Source organism: Leminorella grimontii ATCC 33999 = DSM 5078, assembly GCF_000439085.1.
In the GTDB taxonomy this organism is placed as follows: Bacteria; Pseudomonadota; Gammaproteobacteria; order Enterobacterales; family Enterobacteriaceae; genus Leminorella; species Leminorella grimontii.
The window spans coordinates 273,634-297,946 of sequence record NZ_AUUA01000001.1; the positions used below are offsets into that span (position 1 = coordinate 273,634).

At 52.0% G+C, this 24,313-nt stretch carries 16 protein-coding genes and 2 pseudogenes; 14 read left to right on the forward strand and 4 right to left on the reverse strand.

The genetic code is table 11. The annotated features are described in order from the left end of the window. Positions 1 to 215: 215 nt before the first annotated feature. The 5 genes from putP (at position 216) to G544_RS0101350 (ending at position 16,874) form a co-directional block, all read left to right on the forward strand. The gene (gene putP, locus G544_RS0101330; RefSeq protein ID WP_027272921.1) at positions 216 to 1,706 is read left to right on the forward strand and encodes a sodium/proline symporter PutP; all 1,491 of its coding nucleotides are present in this window, start codon (positions 216 to 218) and stop codon (positions 1,704 to 1,706) included. Between the two features lie 465 nt (positions 1,707 to 2,171). Beyond that, complete coding sequence (gene sinH, locus G544_RS0101335) at positions 2,172 to 4,385, forward strand: intimin-like inverse autotransporter SinH (protein WP_373876281.1); 2,214 nt, start codon at positions 2,172 to 2,174, stop codon at positions 4,383 to 4,385. Positions 4,386 to 4,463: 78 nt separating this feature from the next. Then, positions 4,464 to 5,423 (forward strand): SinI family autotransporter-associated protein, encoded by a 960-nt coding sequence (locus G544_RS0101340; RefSeq protein ID WP_027272923.1) that lies wholly within the window; start codon positions 4,464 to 4,466, stop codon positions 5,421 to 5,423. A gap of 118 nt (positions 5,424 to 5,541) precedes the next feature. Next, on the forward strand, positions 5,542 to 14,541 hold the full coding sequence (locus tag G544_RS19670) for an adhesion domain-containing protein (protein ID WP_051155517.1): 9,000 nt from the start codon (positions 5,542 to 5,544) through the stop codon (positions 14,539 to 14,541). Positions 14,542 to 14,642: 101 nt separating this feature from the next. After that, positions 14,643 to 16,874, forward strand: a complete 2,232-nt coding sequence (locus G544_RS0101350) for an adhesion domain-containing protein (protein WP_027272924.1) — start codon at positions 14,643 to 14,645, stop codon at positions 16,872 to 16,874. A 135-nt stretch (positions 16,875 to 17,009) separates the two neighbouring features. Here the strand turns inward: G544_RS0101350 and G544_RS19675 are convergent, their stop codons facing one another. From G544_RS19675 to G544_RS0101365, 3 genes are all read right to left on the reverse strand, one after another. Further along, positions 17,010 to 17,891, reverse strand: a complete 882-nt coding sequence (locus G544_RS19675; RefSeq protein WP_051155518.1) for an AraC family transcriptional regulator — start codon at positions 17,889 to 17,891, stop codon at positions 17,010 to 17,012. 280 nt (positions 17,892 to 18,171) lie between these two features. Further along, positions 18,172 to 18,384 (reverse strand): helix-turn-helix domain-containing protein, encoded by a 213-nt coding sequence (locus G544_RS0101360; RefSeq protein WP_027272925.1) that lies wholly within the window; start codon positions 18,382 to 18,384, stop codon positions 18,172 to 18,174. After that, positions 18,381 to 18,842, reverse strand: a complete 462-nt coding sequence (locus tag G544_RS0101365; RefSeq protein ID WP_027272926.1) for a hypothetical protein — start codon at positions 18,840 to 18,842, stop codon at positions 18,381 to 18,383. Before G544_RS0101365 ends, G544_RS0101360 begins: the two co-directional genes overlap by 4 nt. Before the next feature lie 809 nt (positions 18,843 to 19,651). On the opposite strand from G544_RS0101365, the pseudogene G544_RS21515 reads away from it, so the two are divergent. Together G544_RS21515 and G544_RS0101375 are read left to right on the forward strand one after the other, a co-directional pair. Then, positions 19,652 to 20,251: pseudogene (locus G544_RS21515) on the forward strand (RHS repeat domain-containing protein); the annotation flags it as partial. Between the two features lie 217 nt (positions 20,252 to 20,468). After that, a complete protein-coding gene (locus G544_RS0101375) occupies positions 20,469 to 20,840 on the forward strand; it encodes a hypothetical protein (RefSeq protein WP_027272928.1) in 372 nt (123 codons plus the stop codon). Positions 20,841 to 20,915: 75 nt separating this feature from the next. On the opposite strand, the gene G544_RS21950 is transcribed toward G544_RS0101375, so the two are convergent. Further along, positions 20,916 to 21,035 carry a SymE family type I addiction module toxin gene (locus tag G544_RS21950; protein WP_134389066.1) on the reverse strand — a complete coding sequence of 40 codons (120 nt, stop codon included), beginning with the start codon at positions 21,033 to 21,035 and terminating at the stop codon, positions 20,916 to 20,918. A 138-nt stretch (positions 21,036 to 21,173) separates the two neighbouring features. On the opposite strand from G544_RS21950, the gene G544_RS22055 reads away from it, so the two are divergent. The 7 genes and pseudogenes from G544_RS22055 to G544_RS0101400 all read left to right on the forward strand — a co-directional run bounded on the left by G544_RS22055 (position 21,174) and on the right by G544_RS0101400 (position 24,168). Further along, the gene (locus G544_RS22055) at positions 21,174 to 21,344 is read left to right on the forward strand and encodes a hypothetical protein (protein ID WP_154656324.1); all 171 of its coding nucleotides are present in this window, start codon (positions 21,174 to 21,176) and stop codon (positions 21,342 to 21,344) included. Between the two features lie 242 nt (positions 21,345 to 21,586). Then, on the forward strand, positions 21,587 to 22,075 hold the full coding sequence (locus tag G544_RS0101385; RefSeq protein WP_027272929.1) for a hypothetical protein: 489 nt from the start codon (positions 21,587 to 21,589) through the stop codon (positions 22,073 to 22,075). A gap of 49 nt (positions 22,076 to 22,124) precedes the next feature. Then, a complete protein-coding gene (locus G544_RS22060; RefSeq protein ID WP_134389065.1) occupies positions 22,125 to 22,385 on the forward strand; it encodes a hypothetical protein in 261 nt (86 codons plus the stop codon). A gap of 52 nt (positions 22,386 to 22,437) precedes the next feature. Further along, positions 22,438 to 23,001, forward strand: coding sequence for an RHS repeat-associated core domain-containing protein (locus tag G544_RS21210; RefSeq protein WP_027272930.1), 564 nt, complete (start codon positions 22,438 to 22,440; stop codon positions 22,999 to 23,001). 10 nt (positions 23,002 to 23,011) lie between these two features. Then, positions 23,012 to 23,383, forward strand: a complete 372-nt coding sequence (locus tag G544_RS0101395) for a hypothetical protein (protein ID WP_027272931.1) — start codon at positions 23,012 to 23,014, stop codon at positions 23,381 to 23,383. A gap of 263 nt (positions 23,384 to 23,646) precedes the next feature. Continuing rightward, a pseudogene (locus tag G544_RS22655) lies at positions 23,647 to 23,718 on the forward strand (hypothetical protein); the annotation flags it as partial. 3 nt (positions 23,719 to 23,721) lie between these two features. Next, positions 23,722 to 24,168, forward strand: a complete 447-nt coding sequence (locus G544_RS0101400; protein ID WP_027272932.1) for a hypothetical protein — start codon at positions 23,722 to 23,724, stop codon at positions 24,166 to 24,168. Positions 24,169 to 24,313 lie beyond the last annotated feature (145 nt).

The window sequence follows — 24,313 nt, forward strand, 5'->3', positions numbered from 1 at the left end:
CGCGGCAAGTGGTGATTCATGCTGCATAAAAACGATTTATTGGAATATCCGTCATCGGCTTGTCATCTTGCGGAAAGATGGCGATAATTTCGGTCTTTTTTGTCCGTTCGCCTGCGGGAATATGGGGCGACGAGCGGTGCATTATCAATATCAATAAAAGACGACCGTCATCGGCAGCGACTGAATAACGGCAAGACGTGGATGTGGAGAGCTGCATGACCGAAAGCATACCAATGCTAGTGACCTTTGTGGTCTACATTGTGGGGATGATCGTTATCGGGTTGGCCGCCTACCGTGCGACTAACAACTTTGGCGATTACATTTTAGGAGGCCGCCGTCTGGGCAGCTTTGTCACCGCGCTGTCCGCCGGCGCGTCAGACATGAGCGGCTGGCTGCTGATGGGGCTGCCGGGAGCCGTCTTTCTGTCCGGCATTTCCGAAAGCTGGATTGCCATCGGGCTTACGATAGGCGCCTACCTGAACTGGCGCATCGTCGCCGGTCGCCTGCGGGTGCATACTGAAGTCAACCATAACGCGCTGACGCTGCCGGACTACTTCACCACCCGCTTTGAAGATAAAAGCCGCGTGCTGCGCATTTTCTCCGCCGTGGTTATCCTGATTTTCTTCACCATCTACTGCGCCTCCGGCGTGGTGGCGGGCGCTCGCCTGTTTGAAAGCACTTTCGGCATGGACTACCACACCGCCCTGTGGGTCGGCGCTGCGGCGACCATCGCCTACACTTTCATCGGCGGCTTTTTGGCCGTGAGCTGGACCGACACCGTTCAGGCCTCGCTGATGATTTTCGCGCTGATACTGACGCCGGTGATGGTAATCATCGCCGTCGGCGGCTTTGGCAGCTCGATGGACGTCATTGAGGCGAAAAGCGTCGAATATCTGGATATGTTTAAAGGCCTTAACTGGGTTGCCATTATTTCCCTTATGGGGTGGGGGTTGGGCTACTTCGGGCAGCCGCATATTCTGGCGCGCTTTATGGCCGCGGATTCCCACCACGTGATCCACAAAGCCCGCCGCATCAGCATGACCTGGATGATTTTCTGTCTGGCGGGCGCGGTGGCGGTCGGCTTCTTCGGCATCGCGTTCTTCTCCAACAATCCGCAGCTTGCGGGCAACGTAAGCGAAAACGGCGAACGGGTGTTTATTGAACTTTCCAAACTGCTGTTTAACCCTTGGATCGCCGGCGTGCTGCTGTCGGCCATTCTGGCGGCGGTGATGAGCACCCTGAGCTGCCAACTGCTGGTCTGTTCCAGCGCGCTGACGGAAGACTTCTATAAGGCGTTTTTACGTAAGAACGCCAGCCAGCGCGAGCTGGTGTGGGTAGGGCGCCTGATGGTGCTGCTGGTGGCGGTGATCGCGATCGTTTTGGCCTCTAACCCCGACAACCGCGTTCTGGGGCTGGTCGCGTACGCCTGGGCCGGGTTCGGCGCCGCGTTTGGCCCGGTTATTCTGCTTTCCGTTCTGTGGCGAGGGATGACCCGCAACGGAGCGCTGGCAGGCATGCTGGTTGGGGCGGCAACGGTGCTGATATGGAAACAGTTTGGCTGGTTTAACCTGTACGAGATAATCCCTGGCTTCCTGTTTGGCGCTATCGCTATTGTTGTCTTCAGCCGCGTGGGCGGCAAGCCAAGCGAAAAAATGTTGACTCGCTTTGACGAAGCGGAAGCGGAATATCAGGGCGAGAAGGACTGATAAAAGAGTAATAGAGTGATATTGTAAAAGGCGGAATATAATATTCCGCCTTTCTATTAATAAGGACATGTAATTAAGTATGTAGAACGGTAATTATGAATCTTAACCGTTATACAAATATAAGATGGACTATGTAGCACTTATATTTCATTTGTGTAAACCATATTGATGAATGCCTATTCTACGGCAATGAACAGAGATTTTTCCTTATATATTTAGACGTTAAATATCTGTAAATCATTTAATTAACTATTTGATTTTATTTTGTTTTTTATTGCTTTTCGCATTTTGGATACCGATGTGTCCCTGCAACTCATTAAACTCCTGCCTAAGAAATAGACCTTATTTGGATTAGCCGGATAAGTAATCACCACCTTTATGGATTAACGGTTTCTTATGAAACCATTGGGTTATTAATTAATTCACCACTTTTTTATCATCATGTGTAGCAAAGGGAGCGGCACCGTGCGGCGAGGACTGCTGATAACGTCCATGATATTTTTATCCGGATTAGCCTGGGCGCAAGCCGCGCCTAACGGCGTATCCGCGCCTGCTAATGGTGAAAAAAAGAGCTCTCGGGATGCATCTTTGCCGGAACTCGGAAGCGGTGGAGAAAAGTATTTAAACAAGGACGAGGGGAAGGGCCTGAAAGAGAGCGCCTCTGACTATTTTACCTCTTCCGCCAGTCAGGGATTTGAAAACCTGACGCCTGAAGCGCTGGAGTCTCAGGCGCGGGGCTACGTTAAGAATAAGGTCACGTCGACAACGCAGTCTTACGTTGAAGGCGCTCTGTCTCCGTTCGGCAAGGTGAGAACCAACCTTGCGGTTAGCGAAGACGGGGATTTGGAAGGCAGTTCGCTGGACTATTTCGTCCCTTGGTATGACAACCAGAGCACGCTGCTGTTTAACCAGTTTTCTATACAGCGTAAAGAAGAGCGCACCATTGGCAATATCGGTTTTGGCGTGCGCCAGGACGTTAGCGATTGGCTGCTGGGGGGAAACCTTTTTTACGATCATGACCTGTCTCGCGATCACCGCCGCCTGGGGGTTGGCGCAGAGGCTTGGACGGACTATCTGAAGCTGTCCGCGAACTATTACCATCCGCTTTCTGACTGGAAGGACTCGAAGGACTTCGATTTCTACGAAGAGCGCCCGGCGCGCGGTTGGGACGTGCGCTCGGAAGCCTACTTGCCGTCTTATCCGCAGCTGGGCGGAAAGCTGGTGTATGAACAGTATTACGGCGATGAGGTTGCGCTGTTCGGTAAAGATAACCGACAAAAAGATCCTCATGCGGTGACCTTGGGCCTGAACTATACGCCGGTGCCGCTAGTGACCGTCGGCGCGGACTATAAGGCCGGCACGGGCGACAACAAGAGCATCAACGTCAACGCCGCGCTGACTTACCAGTTTGGCGTACCGCTGAACGATCAGCTCAATCCGGACAAGGTGAAAAGCCAGCGTTCGCTGAAGGGAAGCCGACACGATTTTGTGGATCGCAACAACTTCATCGTCCTTGAATATCGCGAAAAGGACGCATTGGACGTCACGCTGTGGCTGAAGGCGAGCGCGAATAACGAACATCCGGAATGCGTAATTAAAGACACGCCGGAAGCCGGTGAGGGGCTTGAAAGCTGCCGTTGGACGGTCAATGCGTTGATAAGCAGCCGCTACAAGATTGTTTCGGCCAGCTGGCAGGCAAAGAGCCGGGCTAACCAAACGATGGTGATGCCGGTGATAAAGGCCAACGCTCTGACGGAAGGCAACAATAACCGTTGGGATTTGGTGCTTCCGGCCTGGCAGGGCGGCTTGACGGATAAAGAGCGTGCCGACCGGAACACCTGGCTGGTTCGCATTACGATGGAAGACGAAAAGGGGCATCGCGTTAACTCCGATCCGGTTGAGATTGTCGTAAAAGAGGACCGTCGGATTGAGCTGGTGGCAAATAGCGTTAAAGACGCAGACGAAGAGCACAGCCACGAAACGAATGCGCAGGCGAACGGTAAAGACGGCGTCGTGCTGGACCTGCTGGTCAGTGACGCCTTCGGCAGCACGACCGACAGCAAGGGCAATACGCTAGAGGACGACAAAATGGCGCCGGAGCTTTACGACGAAAACGACAAGAAGGTCAAACTGAGCACCACGCCGTGCGATGTGCAGGCCCCCTGCGTTTTTATTCTGGACCGTAACGAAGAAGCCGGCACCGTCACCGTAGCCAGTACGCTGCCGGGCGTGTTCCGCTGGAAGGCTAAAGCGGCGGCTTACGGAGAGAGTAACTACGTTGACGTCGCCTTTGACGATACGTCGTTAAAAGAGCTTAAGCCCGTTATTTATCAGCTTGATTCAGGGCATCCGGTCAACCTGATAGGGAATAACGATCGCCTGGCGCTGAATAAAACCTATCGCTTTATGCTCTGGCGCGACGCAAACGGCGACGGCGCGTTCCAGCTCTCTGAAAGGGTGAGCGATGAAGAGATGGCCGAGTACGAATACAAGTGGGAATTTACCGGTCAGAGCGCACACGGAGAAACGGGCGCTCAGGCTAATACGGAAAATGAAGATCTGGTCATACCGGAAACCAACCATGAGGCGGCCGCCGCTTTCGGCACGCGAGAAGGGGGAGACGGTGTGCAGGGGTATGGGCTTCGCGTGCTGTATCGCAAGAAGTCATCAATAAATTAAATCACGTCAGCGCGGGAAGGGAATAAACGCCCACCGCCGAAACATATAACGCTGGAGTACACAGCAAAGGAGAAGGGAATGAGGCTATCAACAAAGCGGCGTTTAACCAAGGTTGCGTTGGCGTTGGTTGTTGCAGGTTACTGTTCTACGTCGGCAATCGCGGCGGGAAACTTAAAGTCTACGGATACCAACGGTTGGCAGGTCGTGACGCAAAATACGGGCAGCATCGAGGGTACGGTTCCCTGGATCACCCGCAGCGTGACGGAAACCACTGAGGCTGACAAGGGCCACGTCACGGTGACCGTTGACCGCGGCGGCCGTACGGCGTCGACTACCGGCGAGAAGCAGTTCCACATCGGCGATAAGGTCACCGTAAACTGGGCCATTGGCGATACGGAAGGCGACCTGGACAACGATAACACCGCTACCAAGGGGACGGTTGTTTGGCTGCGTTCAAAGAGTCAGGATGGCTCCGACGCGGTGGAAATCAGCGGCTCTGCGGGTAAAGACACTTATACGATCACGAACGATGACGCCGATTACTATCTCGGCATCAAGATTAAACCGACGACGACCACCGGTACGCCCAATCAGGCCGTCGATTTCCTCACGTTGGTTGACCTGTCAACCAACGCCGGCGGCGGTTCTAACGATGACGATATTCCGGAAGGTCCGGTGGTTGACGATAGCGTGAAAGTGGCTATCTACGAAGACGGTAGCAGCACCAACCTGCTGGGTACCTCTACGGCGCTTAAGACGTCGACGACGTATAAAGTACGCCTGTGGAAAGACGCCAATAACAACGATGTGTTTGACGCCGGCGAGACTGACGTTACCGATCAGTACGACTACCGCTGGAAGTTCACCGGAACCAGCCTGCAGCTGCATGCTAACGGCGGCTATGCTAACGAAAGCACCAACAACGCCGCGCTGGCTATCCCGGCCACCAACGCCGAGGCTAAGGCGCAAATCTTTAGCGGCGCCGGCGAGGACGGTGTTCAAGGTTACGGCTTGTCCATCGAATACAAGCGTAAGTAATGTAAACAACGCCGGCCTTCCCTTTAGGGAACGCCGGCTTTTTCTCGTTTTGAAAAGTCGTTTATGACGACGATAGGCTATTTTTCAAAGCATGAAGCGGATAGAGAACCGGACGGATATGAATAGGAACAACCCTTCTTCTGTCAATAAGCGGGAAGGCCTTTCTGGCGCTTTTCTTATCGTATTGACGGCGGCGATTTTGCTGTTCTGTACATTGGCGAACGCCTCTGGCTGGCAGGCGCTGGACGTTTCAACCAGCGCGATTAACGGTACGTCGCCGGTTGCCGACGGGGCCGAGATCCCCATCTATCTGAACGACAAGCTGCTGGATTCAAAAGACGCGGTCAGCGTCGATTTTTCCGTAAAGCCAGGTGAGTTTTCGGCGAACGCGGCGCTTGATGCCGTAACGCTGGCCAATCCTCAGGACGTCGAAGGCGATCTGTTCGCCGTGCCGCCTCAGGTGCGTTGGGAAAACTCGTCCCAGCCCGATTTTTCTCTGGTGTGGGCGGATGCGGCTACGCCAGAGACGCCTCTTAATCCTCAGCCTGCCGCCAATCTCTCTTTCTGTGCGCAAAACCTGGCCGGCCGCAGCCTGGTCGTTTGGCCGCAGATAGAACAGTCTGCGCAAGCGGCCATCCTGAACCTTTTCACTACCACCGGCTCTCCTAACAGCGGGTCGGTGCCGCTGTTGGAACAGCGGGTTATGGTCAACGTCGCGGCGGCAAAAAATGAGCCGATTTCCGTCAAGGCCAACCACTTTGACGCAGGCCTCAATGCGGCCAAGGTCAAAGTCGGGGAGAGCATTACCCTGACGGTAACGACGAAAGACTGCGCGGGGAACGCGATAGGCAATGCACCGTTTGTTATTACCCGTTCGGACGCGCTGAACCGCCAAGGGGGCATAAACAACGCATCGCCGGTTCACGTCGGGGATACGGAGTTGACTTCAAGCACTACCGAATATCATGGCGTTACCGACGCCAGCGGTTCAGCGACCGTGACGGTAACGCAAAACGACGGACCGGGCGTCAAAACGACGCTTCACGTCAGGCCTCAGAACAACGGCGCGCTAAGCGATAGCGTAGACGTCATCTTCACGGTAAAAACCAGCCCGGACACCGACAAAGCGACGATGTGGGGCCATATGGCGGAGAGCGCCTCCGCCAACGGCTATACCTTTTATCGCCCGAAGCTGGCGGCGGAAGCCTCCGGTGCTGATGCTACGATTGTCGATCATAACGAAACCTGGGCTCGGTTCGATTGGTATAGTGCGAAAGGTCAGTGTGACATACTGCCCGACATTCGTCAGTTGGGCGCGCTGATCGTCGCGCAGGGAAGTCATACCGTTCAGGAATCTTTAGGGTGGCCGCTACAGGATAATTATTACTGGTCATCTTCCCCAGGTTTTTCCGGCTATCACGAGATCGTTGACATGCTTAATAAAAGCGCGGAGTCAGCGAAGGATTCGGAAATCCATCTGGCCAGCTGCGTTGACCAAGCGGCGCCGGAAGTCACGCCTAAAATACTGCTAACGTCAAATAACTTTGACAGTACGCTGGAGGCGGCGAAGGCGAAGGTCGGCGAAAGCATTACGATGAAGCTGTCGGTTATCGACAGCGCAACGGGGGAAAAGCTTCCCTATCGCTATTTCACCCTGACTATCGGTAGCGCCACGAACCGCAAAGGGGAAACGAACGCCGAGTGGGAAAAATCGCCCGTTGTCGCTGCGGGAGAGGGCCTGAGGTCGGAAACCAGCCACCGGTATGAGGGGATGACTGACGTTAACGGCGAAGCCACGCTTGTATTTACTCAGAATGAGGGGGCGGGCGTACGCACTCCCATCACGGCCGGGCTGCGTGAAGGCAATCCCAATACTTACACCACGGACGTCATCTTTACCGTCGTCACCAGCCCTGATACTGATAAGGCACGCATGTGGGGGCATATGCAGGGCGTGGTCAACGCAGGCAACATCTATAAGCGGCCAATGCTGGCGGATGAAGCCGAACATAAGACAGGCTTGTTTAGAGAAAATGACGAAGACTGGGCGACCTTTAATTCGCTTGACGCCGCGGTGAGCCAGTGCGGTGTCGGTCAGGTGCCGGACGTCTCCTCTCTGGAGAATCTCTATAGCGCGAACGCCTCTAACCAGATGGAGATCAAGTACGGATGGCCAACCGAAGGATACGACTATCTGGCCGCGGATAACGACGGTTCCAACTTCCATCACGTTGATTTGTCGAACGGAAACGAGAGCGGTTTTAGCGGCGGCCAGCCAAACTATCTTACCTGTTCAGGCAATGAGCTTATTACGGTCATGAGCGTGGAGGCCGAAGGCAGCGAGAAGCGACAGGCGACCGCGAAGGTTGGAGACAATATTATCCTGCCGCTGCGTTCGCTAAACGCGCTGAATAATCAGCCCGTACCTAACGCCAGATTTACCGTAACGGTGTCGCAAGGGGTTAACCGCAAAGGCCTTGTGACCGGGTTTGACGATGCGACCGACGGCAAGCTGGTTATCGACGGGGCGTCGTACGGCGCTTCACAGGCTTCAACGGTGTATAGCGGAATAACGGACGAGCAGGGCTACGCCAGGCTGACGATTGCGCAGCCTCAGGGCGTGGGATTACGCACCCCGTTAAAGATTGAACCGTTAAATTCGCTGATAACGACGCCGATTACCTACAACGTTATTTTTACCGTTCCTACCAGCCCCGATTCGCCCAGCGCCCAGATGTGGGGGCACATGTCCGACGTCATCACGGTTGGAAGCGATGTGTTCAGCCGTCCGAAACTGGCGGATGAGGCGCCTGCGGCAGGCGTAACTCAAAAAGAGAATAATGAAACCTGGGCGCGGGTAAACCACGACGACGCCTCCGGCCGCGTTGACACAGGCGGCTGTGCGCTAAACCACTTGCCGAGGCTCGATCAGCTTAGCGCGCTGTATAGCGCGAATAGCGGCAATAAAATCAATACGGAACACGGCTGGCCGGTGCTGTACGGCTACTGGTCGTCAACGCCTGCGGGAACCTCGACCTGGAAGGAGACCTCTCTGTCAACGGGAAGCGATACTTCTGCGCCGAGCAGCGCAACGGACTATGTGTCCTGCCTCGAGAATGAAAATCCCTCCGGCGCGGTTATTACGATTGAAACCGTGAACGCAGGGCAGTGGAATGAAGGCCTGCAGGCGGCGAAGCTGCAAAAAGGGGAAACCTTGCCGCTGAAAGTGACGGTGAAAGACGGCGCCGGCAACCCTGTTCCGGGTGCCGCGTTTACGATTTCCCGCGGTGACGGCTATACCCGTCAGGGGGAAAAATACACCGCCGACAGCGGTAGCAGCGTCGTTTCGCCGGTAGTTATCGACGGCGAATCGCTAAACGACAGCTCGACAAAAATTGGCGGCCTGACGGGGGCCGACGGCAGCAAAATTATCAACGTCACCCGCCCGGATGCGCCCGGTACAAAAACCGCAATCAGCGTGGCGCTGTATAACGATGCCAGCGTAACGGACAGCATTGACACTATCTTTACCGTGGTGACCAGCCCGGACAGCGACAAGGCCACCATGTGGGGCCACATGCCTGAAACGGTAACGGCGGCGGACGGTACGGTATTTAAGCGTCCTCTTTTGATGGCGGAACTCCCCGAGGGCGTTAGCAAGAACGCATATAAGGAAAACAACGAGGATTGGGCAACGGTAGACTTTGAGGTTATTAAGGATGCCTGCGGCCCTGCCTATGTGCCAACGCTTGACGCCATGCAGTCGCTGTACGACGCCTGGCCCAACGGCGCGATTAACCTGCAAAAGGGGTGGCCCGTTGTCGGCAAAGCCTATCAGACGGGAACAACCGACCTTACCAAGTCTTTTGATAACCGCTATGCCAAGTCTATTAACATGGAAAACGGCAGCGCTAAGACCAGCCTCTGGAATGAAAAGCTCTACTTCGTTTGCCAACAAAGTCCGCACGCGGCGGCGACGCAGTTAACGATTTCCTCAAGTCGATATAAAGAGAGCGACGGCTTCGCTAAGGCGAAGGTAGGTGAAACAATACCTGTAACGATAACGACGCTGGACGCACAGGGCAATCCGGTCGGCAATACTCCGGTTATCTTCAAGCGCGGCGACAGCGTTGGGCGCGCCAACCGGGAGGTAAACGCCTCTCAGGCGGCGGTGATTTACATTAACCATACGGATGGGCGCAACAGCGGCGTTGAGTATTATACCGCCACCGGGCCGGACGGGTCGGTGACTCTGGATATCAGCCAGGACGACGGCGCCGGGTTTGAGACGCCGCTGTCGGCGTCAATAGAGCACTACGGCGCGACAACCGAGCAGACTATGCCGGTTGTTTTCACCGTAGTGACCAGCCCGGATACGCCGAAGGCTAACTACTGGGGCCATATGGCCGACACATTAACCTCCAGCGACGGCCTGGTCTACAAGCGCCCGCTGCTGGCCAGCGAATTCGCCTCTGCGCCGGGCAAGTCGTTCGCCATCACCAACGGCGATTATGACAAGGGCGAAACCTGGGGGCTTATTACCGTAACCAACGCCTGGAACGGCACTAACGACGGCTGCGGGCGCAGCTATTTGCCTACGGCGGCAAACCTTCAGGCGCTGTATAACACCTATCCGGACGGCGCGATGCGCACCGTTAACGGCTGGCCGGTGGTGAATAAAGGCAATGCCTATGTAACCCAGTTCTGGTGGGCGGGCGACTATGCTGCGCCGTCGTCGGAAAGCGCGCAGCTAGCCTATATGACGGTTAACCTGCTGAGCGGCGGCGATATCTCCACCACGACCAGCACGTCGGCTTACTATATGCAGAGTTGCCTGACTTCGCCGAAAAGCCTTGCTGGCAGCCTGATGCTGACGTTCGATAATTGGGATGAAGCAGCGGCAGCGGCGAAGGTAAAAAAGGGTGAAAAAATTTCTGCCACCGTCACCGTCAAGGACTCATCGGGTCAGCCGATGAAGGATCTGCTGGTGAAGATAAGCCGCAGCAATGCGCTTAAGCGCGACGGCGGGGTATATTCTACCTCCGGCGCGGATGACATTACGTTAAGTGACGTCATGCCCGCCGGCACGGCGTCATTCCTGATGGATACTGCTGCTAAGTACCTCTACGCGCTAACCGATGAACAGGGACAGATTACCTTTAAGCTTTCTCAGGACAACACGGCGGGGTTGAAGACGACCATCACCGCCGAAACGACGGACGGCAGCGGACTTCAAGACAGTAAAGACGCTATCTTCACGGTAGTCACCAGCCCGGACAGCGATAAAGCGGCGATGTGGGGACACATGCCGGAGACGTTTACCAACAGCGCGGGCGTTGAGTTCAACCGGCCGCTGCTGAGGGCCGAGCTTTCTTCGACGTCAGATACGTCAGGCCTTTCTGCTAACAATGAGATCTGGTATACGTGGAGCCGTTATCCCAACCTGTATTTTAATTCTGCAAGCCCGTGCGATCGTTTAGGACTGCCGACGATGGACGATCTGCAAACGTTGTATAACGACCATCCGAACGGCGAGCTGGCTACCGAATTTGGCTTACCGGTTGCGTCGGGCGCCTACTGGGGCGCTGGGAATTCTATACCGACCGACGACAGACGGGGCAGCCAGTTCCAGTACATACAGTTAAATAACGGCGCGACGAAAGCTACTGCTGCCAATACGGCAACGGCGCAGCTTTGCCTGACGAAACGCAGAAACCTGACGTTAACGCTAAGCTCCACGGCGTTTGATGCTGCCAAATCTGCGGCGGTGGCGAAAAAAGGCGAAACAATTCCGCTAACGATCGCTGTCGCCAACGATGCGGGCGTACCACAGCCGGATATCACAGTACGGTTAGGCAGAAGTTATTCGACTGGCCGAGCGAGCGGCAGCGATACGACTTCCGCCAGCAGTATGTTATTAACCCCAGTATCACCCGCTTCGGATGCAATAACGTTTGCCTATACCTCTTCGACAGATGCTCGAGGATATTGGTACGGCGTGACGGACGCTAACGGAAAAATCCAGCTAGAACTCGCTCAGAATGACGGTATTGGACTGAAAACGCCGCTACAGGCGATACTGTCTGACGATCCGCCGACTAAAAGCGATTTGGATGCTATTTTCACCGTCATCACCAGCCCGGACAGCGATAAGGCTCAGATGTGGGGCCATATGCCGGAAACGGTCACTAACAGCGCCGGCGTCAAGTTCTATCGACCAATGTTGGTCGGAGAAGCGCCGCTAACCAGCTATTCCTATACCTACAATAACGAAAAATGGCCGTTGATTAACATATCCGGTATACAGCAGGAGGGCGTCACAGCCTGTGATGCCGCCCATCAGCCGCTAATGAGCGATCTGCAAACGCTGTATAGCGATAATCCGAACGGCTCGATTGAGACCGAGTTCGGCTGGCCGGTGAAATCGAATAAATACTGGTGGGCGGCCGACAGGGCGGAAAGCACCGGATACTACCAATATCTTAATTTAAATACCGGCGGCAAGGGTTCAGACAGCTCAACGGGAAGCTACAACGCTCAAGTTTGTCTGGTTGACGCGCACGCTCTGCTACCGGCGACGATTGAGCTGACGTCCAGCGAGTTTAATGAAAGCACTCAGGTAGCTAAAACGAAGAAAGGGGGAGAAATTCCGCTGACCGTAACGGTGAAAGATTCCGCGGGGAATCCTGCGCCGAATGCGGCATTTACGATTTCTCGAGGCGATAGCCTGTCCCGCAGCGGCGTAGTCAAGCAGTCGGATGCTTACGGCGGTACGGATGACATCACGCTGCAAGAGCTCACCCCTGCCGCGGGAACGGCTTCAATGACCACGACCAGCGTTGTGTTTAGCGGCGTTACCGGCGCCGACGGTACGGCAACGTTTAGCCTCAGACAGGATTCGACAATGGGGTTGAAGACGAAGATAACGGCGACGCTTGATAACTATCCTAATCCGACCTCCTCTATTGACACGATATTTACCGTAGTCACCAGCCCGGATACGGACAAGGCACAGTTCTGGGGTCACATGCCTGAAACGGTAATGAGCAGCGACGGCGTTGAATTCCATCGCCCGCTGTTGGCAGCCGAGGTTCAGTCAAAAGACGGTACGTTTAGCTCTCCGGGTGGAAACGAGCTTTGGCCGCTGTTTAACCATAACTGGCCGGGGCTGGCGGAAAAAACGGCCTGCGGCGAGACCTACCAACCAACGCAGGAAGAGCTGAAAACGCTCTATAGCGATCATCCAAACGGCACGCTGGAAACGCTGTACGGCTGGCCGGTGTCGAACGCCAGCGCCGGTTGGTGGGCGCTTCCCGAACCTTACGCGTGGATGTATCCGTACGTTCATCTGAAAACCGGCGCGACCGGCACGAAGAGCTCAACCGATAATCAGGCTTTGGTATGTCTGGTCAATCCGCATCCCGCGACGCCGACCAGTATCACCGTGACTTCACCCGATATGGATACGGCTAAGAACGCAGCGGTGGCCAAGAAAGGCGAAACGATAGACGTGGTGGTGACGGCAAGAGACGCGTCGGGCGACCCCGTCGGCAACGCGCCCTTTGTTCTTAGCCGGGGCGCCAGCGCCGATAGGCAGGGTAGCGAAGAAAAAGACGTTCAACTATCGAAGATAGGGGTACAGCTAGGTACGGCAGCGGTACAAAATATCGTCGTTGGCGACGTATACCAAGGCGTAACCGGCGCGGATGGCTCGGTTACGCTGAAGATAACGCAGGATAATAGTGACGGACTGAGGACGCTGCTTATCGCCCAGCTAAGGGACAACAATACGGTTTGGCAGGAGCTGCCGGTGATTTTCACCGTAGTGACCAGCCCGGATACGGACAAAGCCCGGTATTGGGGCCACATGCCGGAAACGGTGACCAACGGCAACGGCGTCAAGTTCCATCGCCCTCAGCTGTTGGCGGAGATGCCCTCCGACAAAGCAAACTATAGCTCCTACGTATCCAACGGGGAAACGTGGCCAGCCATTGCGGCGTCAAAAGTGGAAAGCGAAGGCATCGTTAACTGTAGCGAAGCCTATCGGCCACTATTCGAAGAGCTGCAGTCGCTGTACGACCGATATCCGGCAGGTGCGCTTAATACCCAGTTCGGCTGGCCGGTCGATGGGCAAGACAACTATTGGTGGGCCGTTGATGCGGACGAGGCGACCCACTTCCGTCAGGCCCTAAACCTGGAGAGCGGCCAGAAGCATACAACCTCTTCGTCGTCTTCAGCCTACAGGCAGGCATGTCTGGTTGATCCGCACGCCTCGACGGCGGCCAGCATTACGCTGACGTCAACGAATATGGATACGGCTAAAGACGCCGCGGTGGCTAAAAAAGGCGAGGCTCTTGCTCTCACCGTAACGGTAAAAGACAGCGCGGGTAATCCTCTGGCCAATCAGGCATTCACGCTGTCGCGCGGCGATTCGCGCAACCGGGCTGGCGAGGTAGTGACTGACGGCAGCGTGGAGGCGGAAAATGGCGCCGACGATCTGGTTCTTCAGGAGCTGACGCCTTCCAGCGCTTCCAGCGCCATGACGGCCAGCGGCAACGTTTTTAGCGGTACGACCGGCGCCGACGGCACGGCGACGTTTACTCTGCATCAGGATAAGAGCCTGGGGCTGAAAACGCCGCTGACGGCCAAGCTGACGAACAACGCTTCAGCGCAGGCCTCGCTGGACGCGACGTTTACGGTATTAACCAGCCCGGATACGGACAAAGCGCTGTACTGGGGCCACATGCCGGATACGGCAACAGCAAACGGTAAGACGCTGCATCGCCCCTTGTTGGTCGCCGAGCTGCCTTCGGGGGCCACGTCGCCTCTACACGTCTTGATGAATAAAGAAACCTGGGCAATGGCCCACACGGTTGACGCGAATACTTGGGATCTTGCCGCGCAGTGCGGCAGCCTGAGTAACGCGCCGGATATTAACGTTCTACAGGCTTTGCATTCAACGTTTAGTTCATTGGGCTGGCCCACGACGACAAGCTATACCTATCTGTCTCGGACGACGAGCAGCAAGTATTACTGTGGCTATAACGAGTCAAGCGGAAGCAGCAGCTGCTATATCGATGCGAAAACGACGGCGGGCTTTGCGGCATGTTTGCAGTAACTTTTTGATAAATAAGCTAGGTGAGCATATTTTTATTTGATAAAATAATGAAATTATATCATAGGTAATTATTTGCTGGCGAAGTGAGGCAAAGGGATTGCATGGGCGCACTTATTGAAAAATTGGGACGGCTATCAGGGAACGTCATTTCCGCAGCGCCAGGAATTGCGCTGTTGCTTTCGGCATTCGCCTATGGAGATACCTGGCATGAGCCCCATTCGTCGACCGGAATGATTAACGGCACTGCGCCTTCAGCCGAGAGCGTCAGTATTCCCGTCGCTCTGAATGAAAGTTTGCTTAATATGGCTGAAGTTAACGCCGTGAGTTACGCTGCTAGACCAGATGACTTCAGTGCTGATACCCGTATTAATTCACTGACCGTGAATAATGCGTACGATGCCGAAGGCGATCTATTTTCTATTCCCCCAGAACTGCATTGGGAAGGTCAGGAGCCCACTATTGCATTGACGTGGGCTAACGCCGATACGCCGGAAACGCCGCTCGATCCGCAGCCAGTCAGCGATAAAAGCTTTTGCGAACAGGGAATGGCGGGGAGCCGCCTTGTCGTTTGGCCTGCCTTGGAACAATCTTCCGAGCCTCTGGCTCTGCTGCTCTTTACGCTTACCGGAGAGCCTAACTTTGGCCCCGTAGCGCTGTTCGGCCCACGCGTCAGGATTGACGTCGCGGCGGCAGCGGCTGCGCCAATTGCTATTGAATCAGACGCCTTTGATGAAGCGTTAAAGGCGGTAAAGGCAAAGGTGGGCGAAAGAATAACACTGACCATCACCACGCTCGGCTGCGACGGCAGCCCTTCTCCGAATACGGCGTTCGTTATTACCCGTAGCGATGCGGTTGACCGTCAGGGAGAGGTAAGTAGTTCTCCCGGCGTCTATATAGATAGCACCCCGCTTACCGGGACGACGAGCAAATATCAGGGCGTAACCGACGCGAACGGCAGGGCGACGGTGACGGTTAAACAGGACAACGGGTATGGCGTAAAAACCACGCTGACGGTAAGACCCAAGGCCAGTGCGAGCGAGGCGCTGCAGGCAAAGATAGACGTTATCTTTACGGTTATTACCAGCCCCGATACGCCGAAGGCGCATTTCTGGGGCCACATGCCGGAGACCATCACGGCCAGCGGCGGTTTGACGTTTGAACGTCCTCGCCTGACGGCGGAATTGCCCTCGCCGGGAGAGGCGGGTTCGGTTTATCTCAGTGGAGAGAATTGGGCGGAATTGACGTTTCCGCAGGCCGAAAAGGGCGTGAACGGCTGTGCCTCCGGCGCGCTGCCCTTTATGAAAGAGCTGAAGGCGCTGTATGATGAATACCCTTCCGGTAAGCTGAAAAAGACGTTTGGCCTGCCAGATCGGGCGTATTGGACTGGGGATGCCAAACGACAAGGGTCTACGGTATCGCGTCAAATTATTCAATTGTCGACGGGGGTAAAGAATACCGTTTCGTTATCCAATAGTAATAGCACGCAATGGATGTTTATGTGCCTACGAGAAGGCTCTCATCCACAGCCTGCGGTTATGGAGGTGACGTCCCCCAGTTGGGATGCGAACAGGTCGGCTATCTATGCCAAGAAAGACGAAGACGTTTCAATAACGGTGACCGTCCGATCTGCTGACGGCAGGCCGGTTGAAGGCGCTCCGTTTGCGATGCAAAGGAGAGAGACAATAACGCGTTCAGGCATCGCGAGCAAGCCGGCTAACCTGTTGGTTACGCCCGTGGCGCCGAGTGGGCAGAGTGCGGGTTTATATTCTTCCCCTTGGTACGGCGTTACCAATGCTAACGGTCAGGCTGAAATATCGATTTCCTTTACTGGGACCAGCGGGTATGCGGGGCTTAAGGATCTTATGGCCTTTACGATGCAGGATGCAGACGGCGTTGAGCAAACGACCAACCTGATTTTTGCGTCGCCAAACAGCCCTGACTCGGATAAGGCAACCTATTGGGGATACATGCCGGATACCGTTGAAATCAATGGAAAGACGTTGCGTCGTCCTCCAATAGTGGCGGAGGCGCAGCTTCCCCCCGCGTGGACCTACGACGGTATTAATGGTGATGAATTCTGGGCCTACAGCTACTACGAGCGAGAGGACAAGCTGAACGCCGTTGCGCAGTGCGGCTCGATTGATAACCTGCCGGATATAGACGATCTGACGGCGCTAAAATCCATTGTCAAAACGCTCCATTGGCCGGACGGCGACTATTTGACTAAAAGTACCAACGATAAGGGTGAGTATTGTACTTACAACAACTATATGAACTGTGGCTCTTCCACGCAGGCTTCTGGCAGAGGCCTGGTAGCCTGCGTGGAAAAATAGACATTTCTTATCTAAAGGCGCTTCGGTAAACGTCAACCGGCGTTGGCAAAAAGGCGGAGGAGCATCCATCGTTCTTCCGCTTGTTCTATATTTTACCGATGAGCGTCGTCTTCGATAGACCTAGAAGGCGGCTTGTTATCCTTTAATCGCCATATAGATATCGGTAATCAGCTCGCTTTCCGGCGTATCGCACGGGTTGTTGAGATAGATTTCAAACGCCGGCAGGTCGGCGCACTCATAGCCGCTGTTGGGCAACCACTGGCCATAAAAGGCGCCGTAGGCCTGTTCCAGCGTAGAGTAGGGGCCGACGTGGCGGTAGCGGGCGTAAAGCCCGGCCGCCAGCTGAATGGTCTGAATTCTTTCATCCTTCGGCGGCTCGGCGAGCGGCGCGTCAAAGGCGACGCAGGCGTCGGAATGGCACTGCGAGGGGAGCGTTACGGTGGGATCGTCATAATAAATGCCGATGCCGGCTCTGGCCCGCTCCTGCAGATTATTCTCCATCACCCACTGCCACAGGGCATTAAATGCGCCGCTGATTTCATTATAGGGGCCGACGTGATGGACGCCGTAGACGGTTTCTTCCTGACGGTTTTCGATAGTGACGTTCACGCTGATAGTCTCCTGATTGATGGGGGGATAGAGCGGGGCGTGCGCCCCGTCGTTTGGCGATTTTCCCGCTTTTCTATACTGAGCGGGCGAGAGGCCGAACTGCGCTTTAAAAGCGCGTGAAAATGACTGCGGCGTTTCATAACCTGACGCCATAGCGATATCGGTGATGCTGCGCGCGCCGGAGGCGACGTAAGACGCCGCGCGGTCTAGCCTTAGGCGGCGGTGAGTGTCGGCAACGGTTTCTCCTACCAGCGAAGTGTAGATGCGGTGAAAGTGGTAGCGGGAAAAGGCGGACTCGCTGGCCAGCGCGTCGATGTTCACCGGCGCGTCCAGCGAGCGGGCAAGCAGCGCGTAAGACTTCCTGATGCGCTTTCGATACGCTTCCCGCGTGGCGGGCTTTTTCATCATGACGTGGCGCCTTCCTTAGTAAATTTATATGGAAGTATAACCAGTACTTTTAACCCAAACTTATCCCGTATTGCGAAAATGTGCGTTTGCTCGCGGTTGAATTTGAAAGGGATGGGTTCTAAGTGGTGGTTAGAAGAGGAGGGCAAACGGAACGTTCGCCCAGCGTGTTATCGGCATAGCTGAATTTGATTGACGAGGTGAAAGGCTTACCCATTATGCGGTCTGCCCGGAGACCCGCGCCATGGCTAACGGCAGCGCGGGAAGCCCCTCAGAAAACGTTCTACCTGCCGTAATACCTAGACGGCCAAATTTCCTCCGGTGCGACTCCCAGTGCCCCGGCAATCAGCCTTTCCCCCTTTGGCCAGCGGCGAGCCAGCGCGTTAGCCAACGTGGTGGACGCCAGCCCCGCGTCGCGAGAGACGGCGGCAAGGGACGTGCCGCGCTTTTTTAATGCTGCGATAACGTCAGCGGAATGCCAGTCCTGCGGTTTCATAGCTCACCTCCATGAACGGGAACGATCCCATTGGCCGTACGCACCCAGCGCGGGGCTTTAAGCTCCGCCGCGAGGTAGCAGACCAGCCCAAACAGCAGGTCCGACAGCGTTTGCTCCACGTCGTGCGGCAACTCCCGGTTGGCCAGAATCTGCGCCAGCGCAAGGCAGTAGTCGCACAGCTGCCCCGTATCGGGCTCAAAGCGAGGATAAGCAAGGGGATAGCTATTAGTAATAAACTGTGATTCCAGATGGCGGGGGATCGGGTCGTTTTGCGTATCTTTGAGCCACGTGAGGCAGGCGATGAGGCGCTCGCAAAACGCGGCGCGCAGCACCGGAAAGTCCAACTCCGCCTGGGCTTCGGCGTACAGTTCGCAGCGGTCGGCCAGGGTGGTGAAATCGACGTTAGGATTTAGAAAGAGAGAAAGTAACGGGTGAGTTTGGGTTGGGGTAGTAGCCATAGGGCAGCCTCTGGTAAGTAGAATATGGAACCACCAACGAAGCGGTCAATCTCGTGGGTGGTGAACTGAACGGGGTTGACCTTACCAGCCTTACCAGACACTGGCGCACCTTACGATGCCCTCGCCCAGCTCACCATAGAGTGAAGAAGCGTGAGTATATCGCTTCCAAAGCTGGACACACGATATAGAAAGACGCAAATGCACCGTCTGTTGCTGATAAGAATGATACAGGAGGTCAATCCCGTGGCCTGATTTTGCAGGCACGACGCGACAATACTGCGGCTAATAATTCGCAGCAATAAAAGGAATTAAATGTCTGGAGATGTCTCGCAAAATAATAGATCGCAGGCAGGTTTTGGGAGTAGCGTCTCCTAATTTAGAATAGCACAAATAACAGAATACCTAATTGGACACAATATGAAGAGTATTTAGCTGCCAGGATGAAACTTGTTTTTAAACTAGGAAAGAGACCCGGTCTTAAATAAAGATTAGAAGAGATGGAGAGAGTTAGACGTGATTACCCTGAGCTACCTCAGGGGAAGAATCCTTTTTGAGGTAATGATATGTGTGAAAAAAATATAAAAAAGATGAACTCGTATGAAGTCCTTAGATTGTATAGGGATGGAATTGATTTTATGTGCCCATATTGTAAGTTACGGTTAGTTTCAATACCCGAAAATATTTCTGATAGGAGAAATGCTTTTGGACTACATTGTCCCAAAAACGATAGTCATTTTTTTATTATAACAAAAAAATAACACATTCAGAGGTGACGATAGCAGAGTCAGAGCAACGAGCGCCACTGGCAGACGTTCCTGTATGAACCGGGAAGCCACCGCCCGCTGGCGCTGATTGACGGCAACAAACTTACCCTGCCGAAATATCTGGAATCGAAAGTCTACTGGTATCACAATGACCACCTCGGCACGCCGCACTGCCTGACGAACATCAACGGCGAAGGGGTGTACCGCTGCCAGTTCGATGCCTACGGCAATCTGGTGGAAGAAGAGACGTCCACCTACTGGCAGACCGGCGAACGGTTGATAAGCTTCTGCAATCCGCTGCGCTTTCAGGGCCAGTACGAGGATGAGGAGTCCGGGCTCTTTTATAATCTGAACAGATATTATCAGCCGGAACTGGGGCGGTATATTACGCCTGACCCGATAGGGCTGATGGGTGGATATAACCCATATGCTTATGTACATAACCCGAATAATTGGATAGATCCGCTTGGACTAGCGACGTGCCCTCCTGTAGGCAATGATGGCTATAAGTTCTCTTTTGGCTCACTTCGCCATATCTTAAGAAGACACTCTCCTCATGTTGGTCCTCCTAAGCAAGAACCATATGCATCAATGAAGCCTAAAAGGCAAAAAAGGTTCGCCATTCCCATCGGAGTGGAGCAATAGAGATATTGCGCATGCTACAGTGGAGGTTGCTAATAACCCTGCAAATCAAGTCATTTCTAATAGGGAAGGGTTCTTTGGTAAGGTATTTGAAGGCACATCGACCCAAAATGGGGTAACACAGAAAATACGTGTTATTAAGACCATGTTGATCCGCATATTGGTGGTACTGGTCCAGGTGTTATTACATCTAGTATTCCAATTAAATAAGAGATGGTTGATGAAATATACTACATGTCAAAATTGTTATTCTAGCTATGAGTCGGATCTGGAAAGATGTCCAGATTGTAATGCATCTCAAGGTGAAAAAGATGATGGGTTAATAGTTTTTACAGAAGAAGCTCGCTCTGAAATATCACGGCTTGGCGGAATTGTGTATGATGTTATCCATCTTCCTGAAGAGCGCTATTTAATTCCATGTGAGTGGGGAGTGCTTCTTTATAATAATGCCAAAAAGTCTTTTTGGCATTACCTCTGTGGAATTGTTGATGCGGTTGTGGTTAATGAATATGTGGAGATCACACATGGAGATAAGAGAGACTATCTGACACTTGATGATGGAAGATTAGTTAAAAGGGAGAATGTTGGCTAACTCTCTTCTGGCGTGGAATGATCCTATCAGGATCATTCCTGCTAATTATTAAATGTCAGTGCACATACAACTCTGTTAAATCTGAATAACCACCTGATCAGGCATCACGCTGATCGCCAGCGGTTGCTCGGTAAGGTTACACTGCGTCAGCCAGTCCCCCGCCAGATACAGCTCACGACCCGTTGGGTCTGACATGTGGAAAGATTGACGGAAATATTGATCCAAAAGATGTTCGATATATGCAAAGTTCTATAAAAAACCAAACGGGGAAATATACCGTTTGAGTATGATGCAGCAGCTGATGCAGCCTATGCCAGAATAAGACTATCCCAAATGGATGATATTCCAACAGTTGCTCAAAATACAGGTTTATCAACAGAGGAAGTTACAACTTTAAAAAAACATATATTCTACGGCAGGCATGAATATCCAATAGCAACCGATGAAGGCCCTTTAATAGTCATAGGAAGATTTGAAGCCGATGATAAAATCGCTTATACCTAGGAAATGGCTCAGAAGCAGGAGTTAACTGATGCTCAAAAATCGTGGTTTAGACAACTTGCCAATCATGAGTTAGGTGAGCGATATTTAATGGGGCAAGGGATTCCATATCGCAGGATTGAATCATGGAACTTAACAATAAAGAGATTCGATACTCCCCCTTCTGGAGCCCAGGATCTGGCACCTACACAGCCAGGTTTTGGTATATATCCTGGATATTCACCAAAATTTTAAGGTATTGATATATGTTTAATAATATGAAAAAAGCAACAATGCGCGCATTGAGAATTGAGCATATAGAAAAATACGATGATATTCCTGATGTTAATTTTTTTCTTATCCGTGAATATTTTCGGCGAGTCGCCATTATGTTCTCTTTTTTAGAGGGGAAACATACCCCATCACCTAGGTTTGATTGCTGCCGTATTCTCGGCATTGAATGCCAGCAAAGTATAGGTATGGAGATAGATAAATTACGTTCGACGTTAATTGAAAAAACAGGTAATGCATATATTGCTGCATATTTAATAGAGTATATAAAGTGGAATTATTTTATTGATTTAAAAAATGCTATTGCAGTTAAAAATAGAGATGTTTTTGAACCCTTGATAAGGATTTTCGAGAATGGTTGTACAATTGGCTTCCACCATGGTGAATTTATGGTTGGTAAATATTCTCTAGGTAAAATAAATGTGGCAAAAGAAATAACGAACAAACCATTTATCTTCACTTAGAATTTACAAAAAAAGTATAGAGGAAGAAGTCTTTAAACAGAGGGTTACCATGAGCGTGAATGATAATATTAGAAAGATGAATTCCTATGAAGTCTTAAGGAAATTTAGATCTGGAGAGGATTTTATATGTCCACTTTGCCGTATACCTTTGCAAACAATACCAGAAAATGCAATTGATAGACAATCTGTTTTGGGGCTTTATTGCCCCAAAAATAGTAACCATTTCTCTATATATACGGAGGGAGATAGAATAAACCAAGGCAGAGAAAATATTAAAAGCATTGTCTCAAATAAAGAAAATAAAAGATAACCATTAACTGGTCGGCACGCCGCACAGCCTGACGAACATCAACGGCGAGGAGGTGTACCGCTGCCAGTTTGATGCCTACGGCAATCTGGTGGAAGAAGATATAGCCACCCACTGGCAGACCGGCGAACGGTTGATAAGCTTCCGCAATCCGCTGCGCTTTCAGGGGCAGTACGAGGATGAGGAGTCCGGGCTCTTTTACAATCTGAACAGGTATTATCAGCCGGACCCGATAGGGCTGAGAGGCGGGTTAAACTTATATGCGTATGCGTCTAATCCACTCTCTTGGATAGATCCATTAGGATTAGCTGGATGTAATGCTCAACAACGCCGCAATATATCTGATTTACGAAATGGTAAAGGTGTCACGGTTAGAAGTGTTGATGAAGCAAGAGCGTTATTAGATAACATGCCGGATCTTAGACCTAATGTTGACAATTTCCCTGCAAGGTCTGGTGAGCTTTATAGTGGTACTAAATTCAGTGATGTATGGAAACAACCAGCGGGAATATATCGGGGTGATTTATATAATATGAAAAATCCATTACACGATAATAATCCGCACTATAATATTATCTTTGGTGATGGTACTAAAGCTGGGATAATTATCGTTCCTTAGTGAGGTTTACATGAGAAATACAATAGATAATAGTATGTTAGGCTCAATACCATTGGTGGAAAGGACCATTGAATCGTCTGGAAACGAACTATTTATTACATATAACATAATTGATGATTTAAATTTCGATATTACACTCAAGAAAACTTATCATTCTTATGAACAATTGGAAAATTCAGTCGTGGTCTTTTTATCTGATGAAAAAAAGCACAATGAAGAGATATTAAAATGGAGTGATGACTTTTCCATTAAGCAGAAGAAAGCAAAAAAAGAATTGTTTTTAAGATTTGATACCGGTCGATTATTCTTGCCCGATAATGGAGAAGGTTTTATTTTTGATGGAGATGTCAATCATATGAGAACGTGGATAGATAAACTATAGAACCTTTTGTACTATTTATTTTCATAAACTGGGGAGATATTAAATCTTCCCGGCTTTTTATTGTTTAATCTCCGTGTAGTCCACTAACCCAGCACATCCTTAATCCCCTTAACCACCTGTTCAGCCTGATAAAGTTGTTCTCTCAGCTCCTGCGCCTCGTTACAGTACTGGCGGGAGGATTAAACCTCCAGGCGTATGTGCAAAAATATATTACCCCAGCTGTTGCTTAACATAGTGGGGGATTTTAGAAAGCAGTCGTTAGTGTTAAAAATTTAAGAAGCAAAGGGACAAGAGCTGGAACTTATGATGCCGATTTCACTCGAAGAGGTGATTAATGAATGAAATACTCATATAGAATAACTAAATATGCTCAAACCGATGAGCTGGATAATTTATGCTCATCTTCGAGCGAATGGACTAGCTTTTATGATATAGGCTGTAAGGTAACAGAGGATGAATATAAAAAAGTTGAAGGGAGATATATTGATTATATTCTGGATGCTTGTAATTTCCTTGGTGTAAAATCACTAAAAATTCAGGGGCTGGAACTGAATAATGATGAATGTCCTTATGTTGAAGGTGGCGCGATACCGCTTGGTGAACTTAAAGCGGTTGTTCAATCGATATTAAGAGAAGATATATGGTGCAAGCTTATATCCGATGAGTGTGAGTTTCATTTTGGTTATGATTTCTACATGTATTTTTTATGTAATACTTGCCCTGAAAAATCTATAGATAAAATAAAAACGGAACTTACTGTTCAAAGATATAAGTCCCCATACTGAAGATAAGAGCCAGGAAACCCCCTTTAAATCTTTGAGGTCTTGCTATCTGATATTATGCCTACGGGAACATGCTGGAAGAACTGCTGTGGTAGGGAGTAAACCATTATCTTTCTATGGTAGCTGTGCAGCATACAAGCACAATACA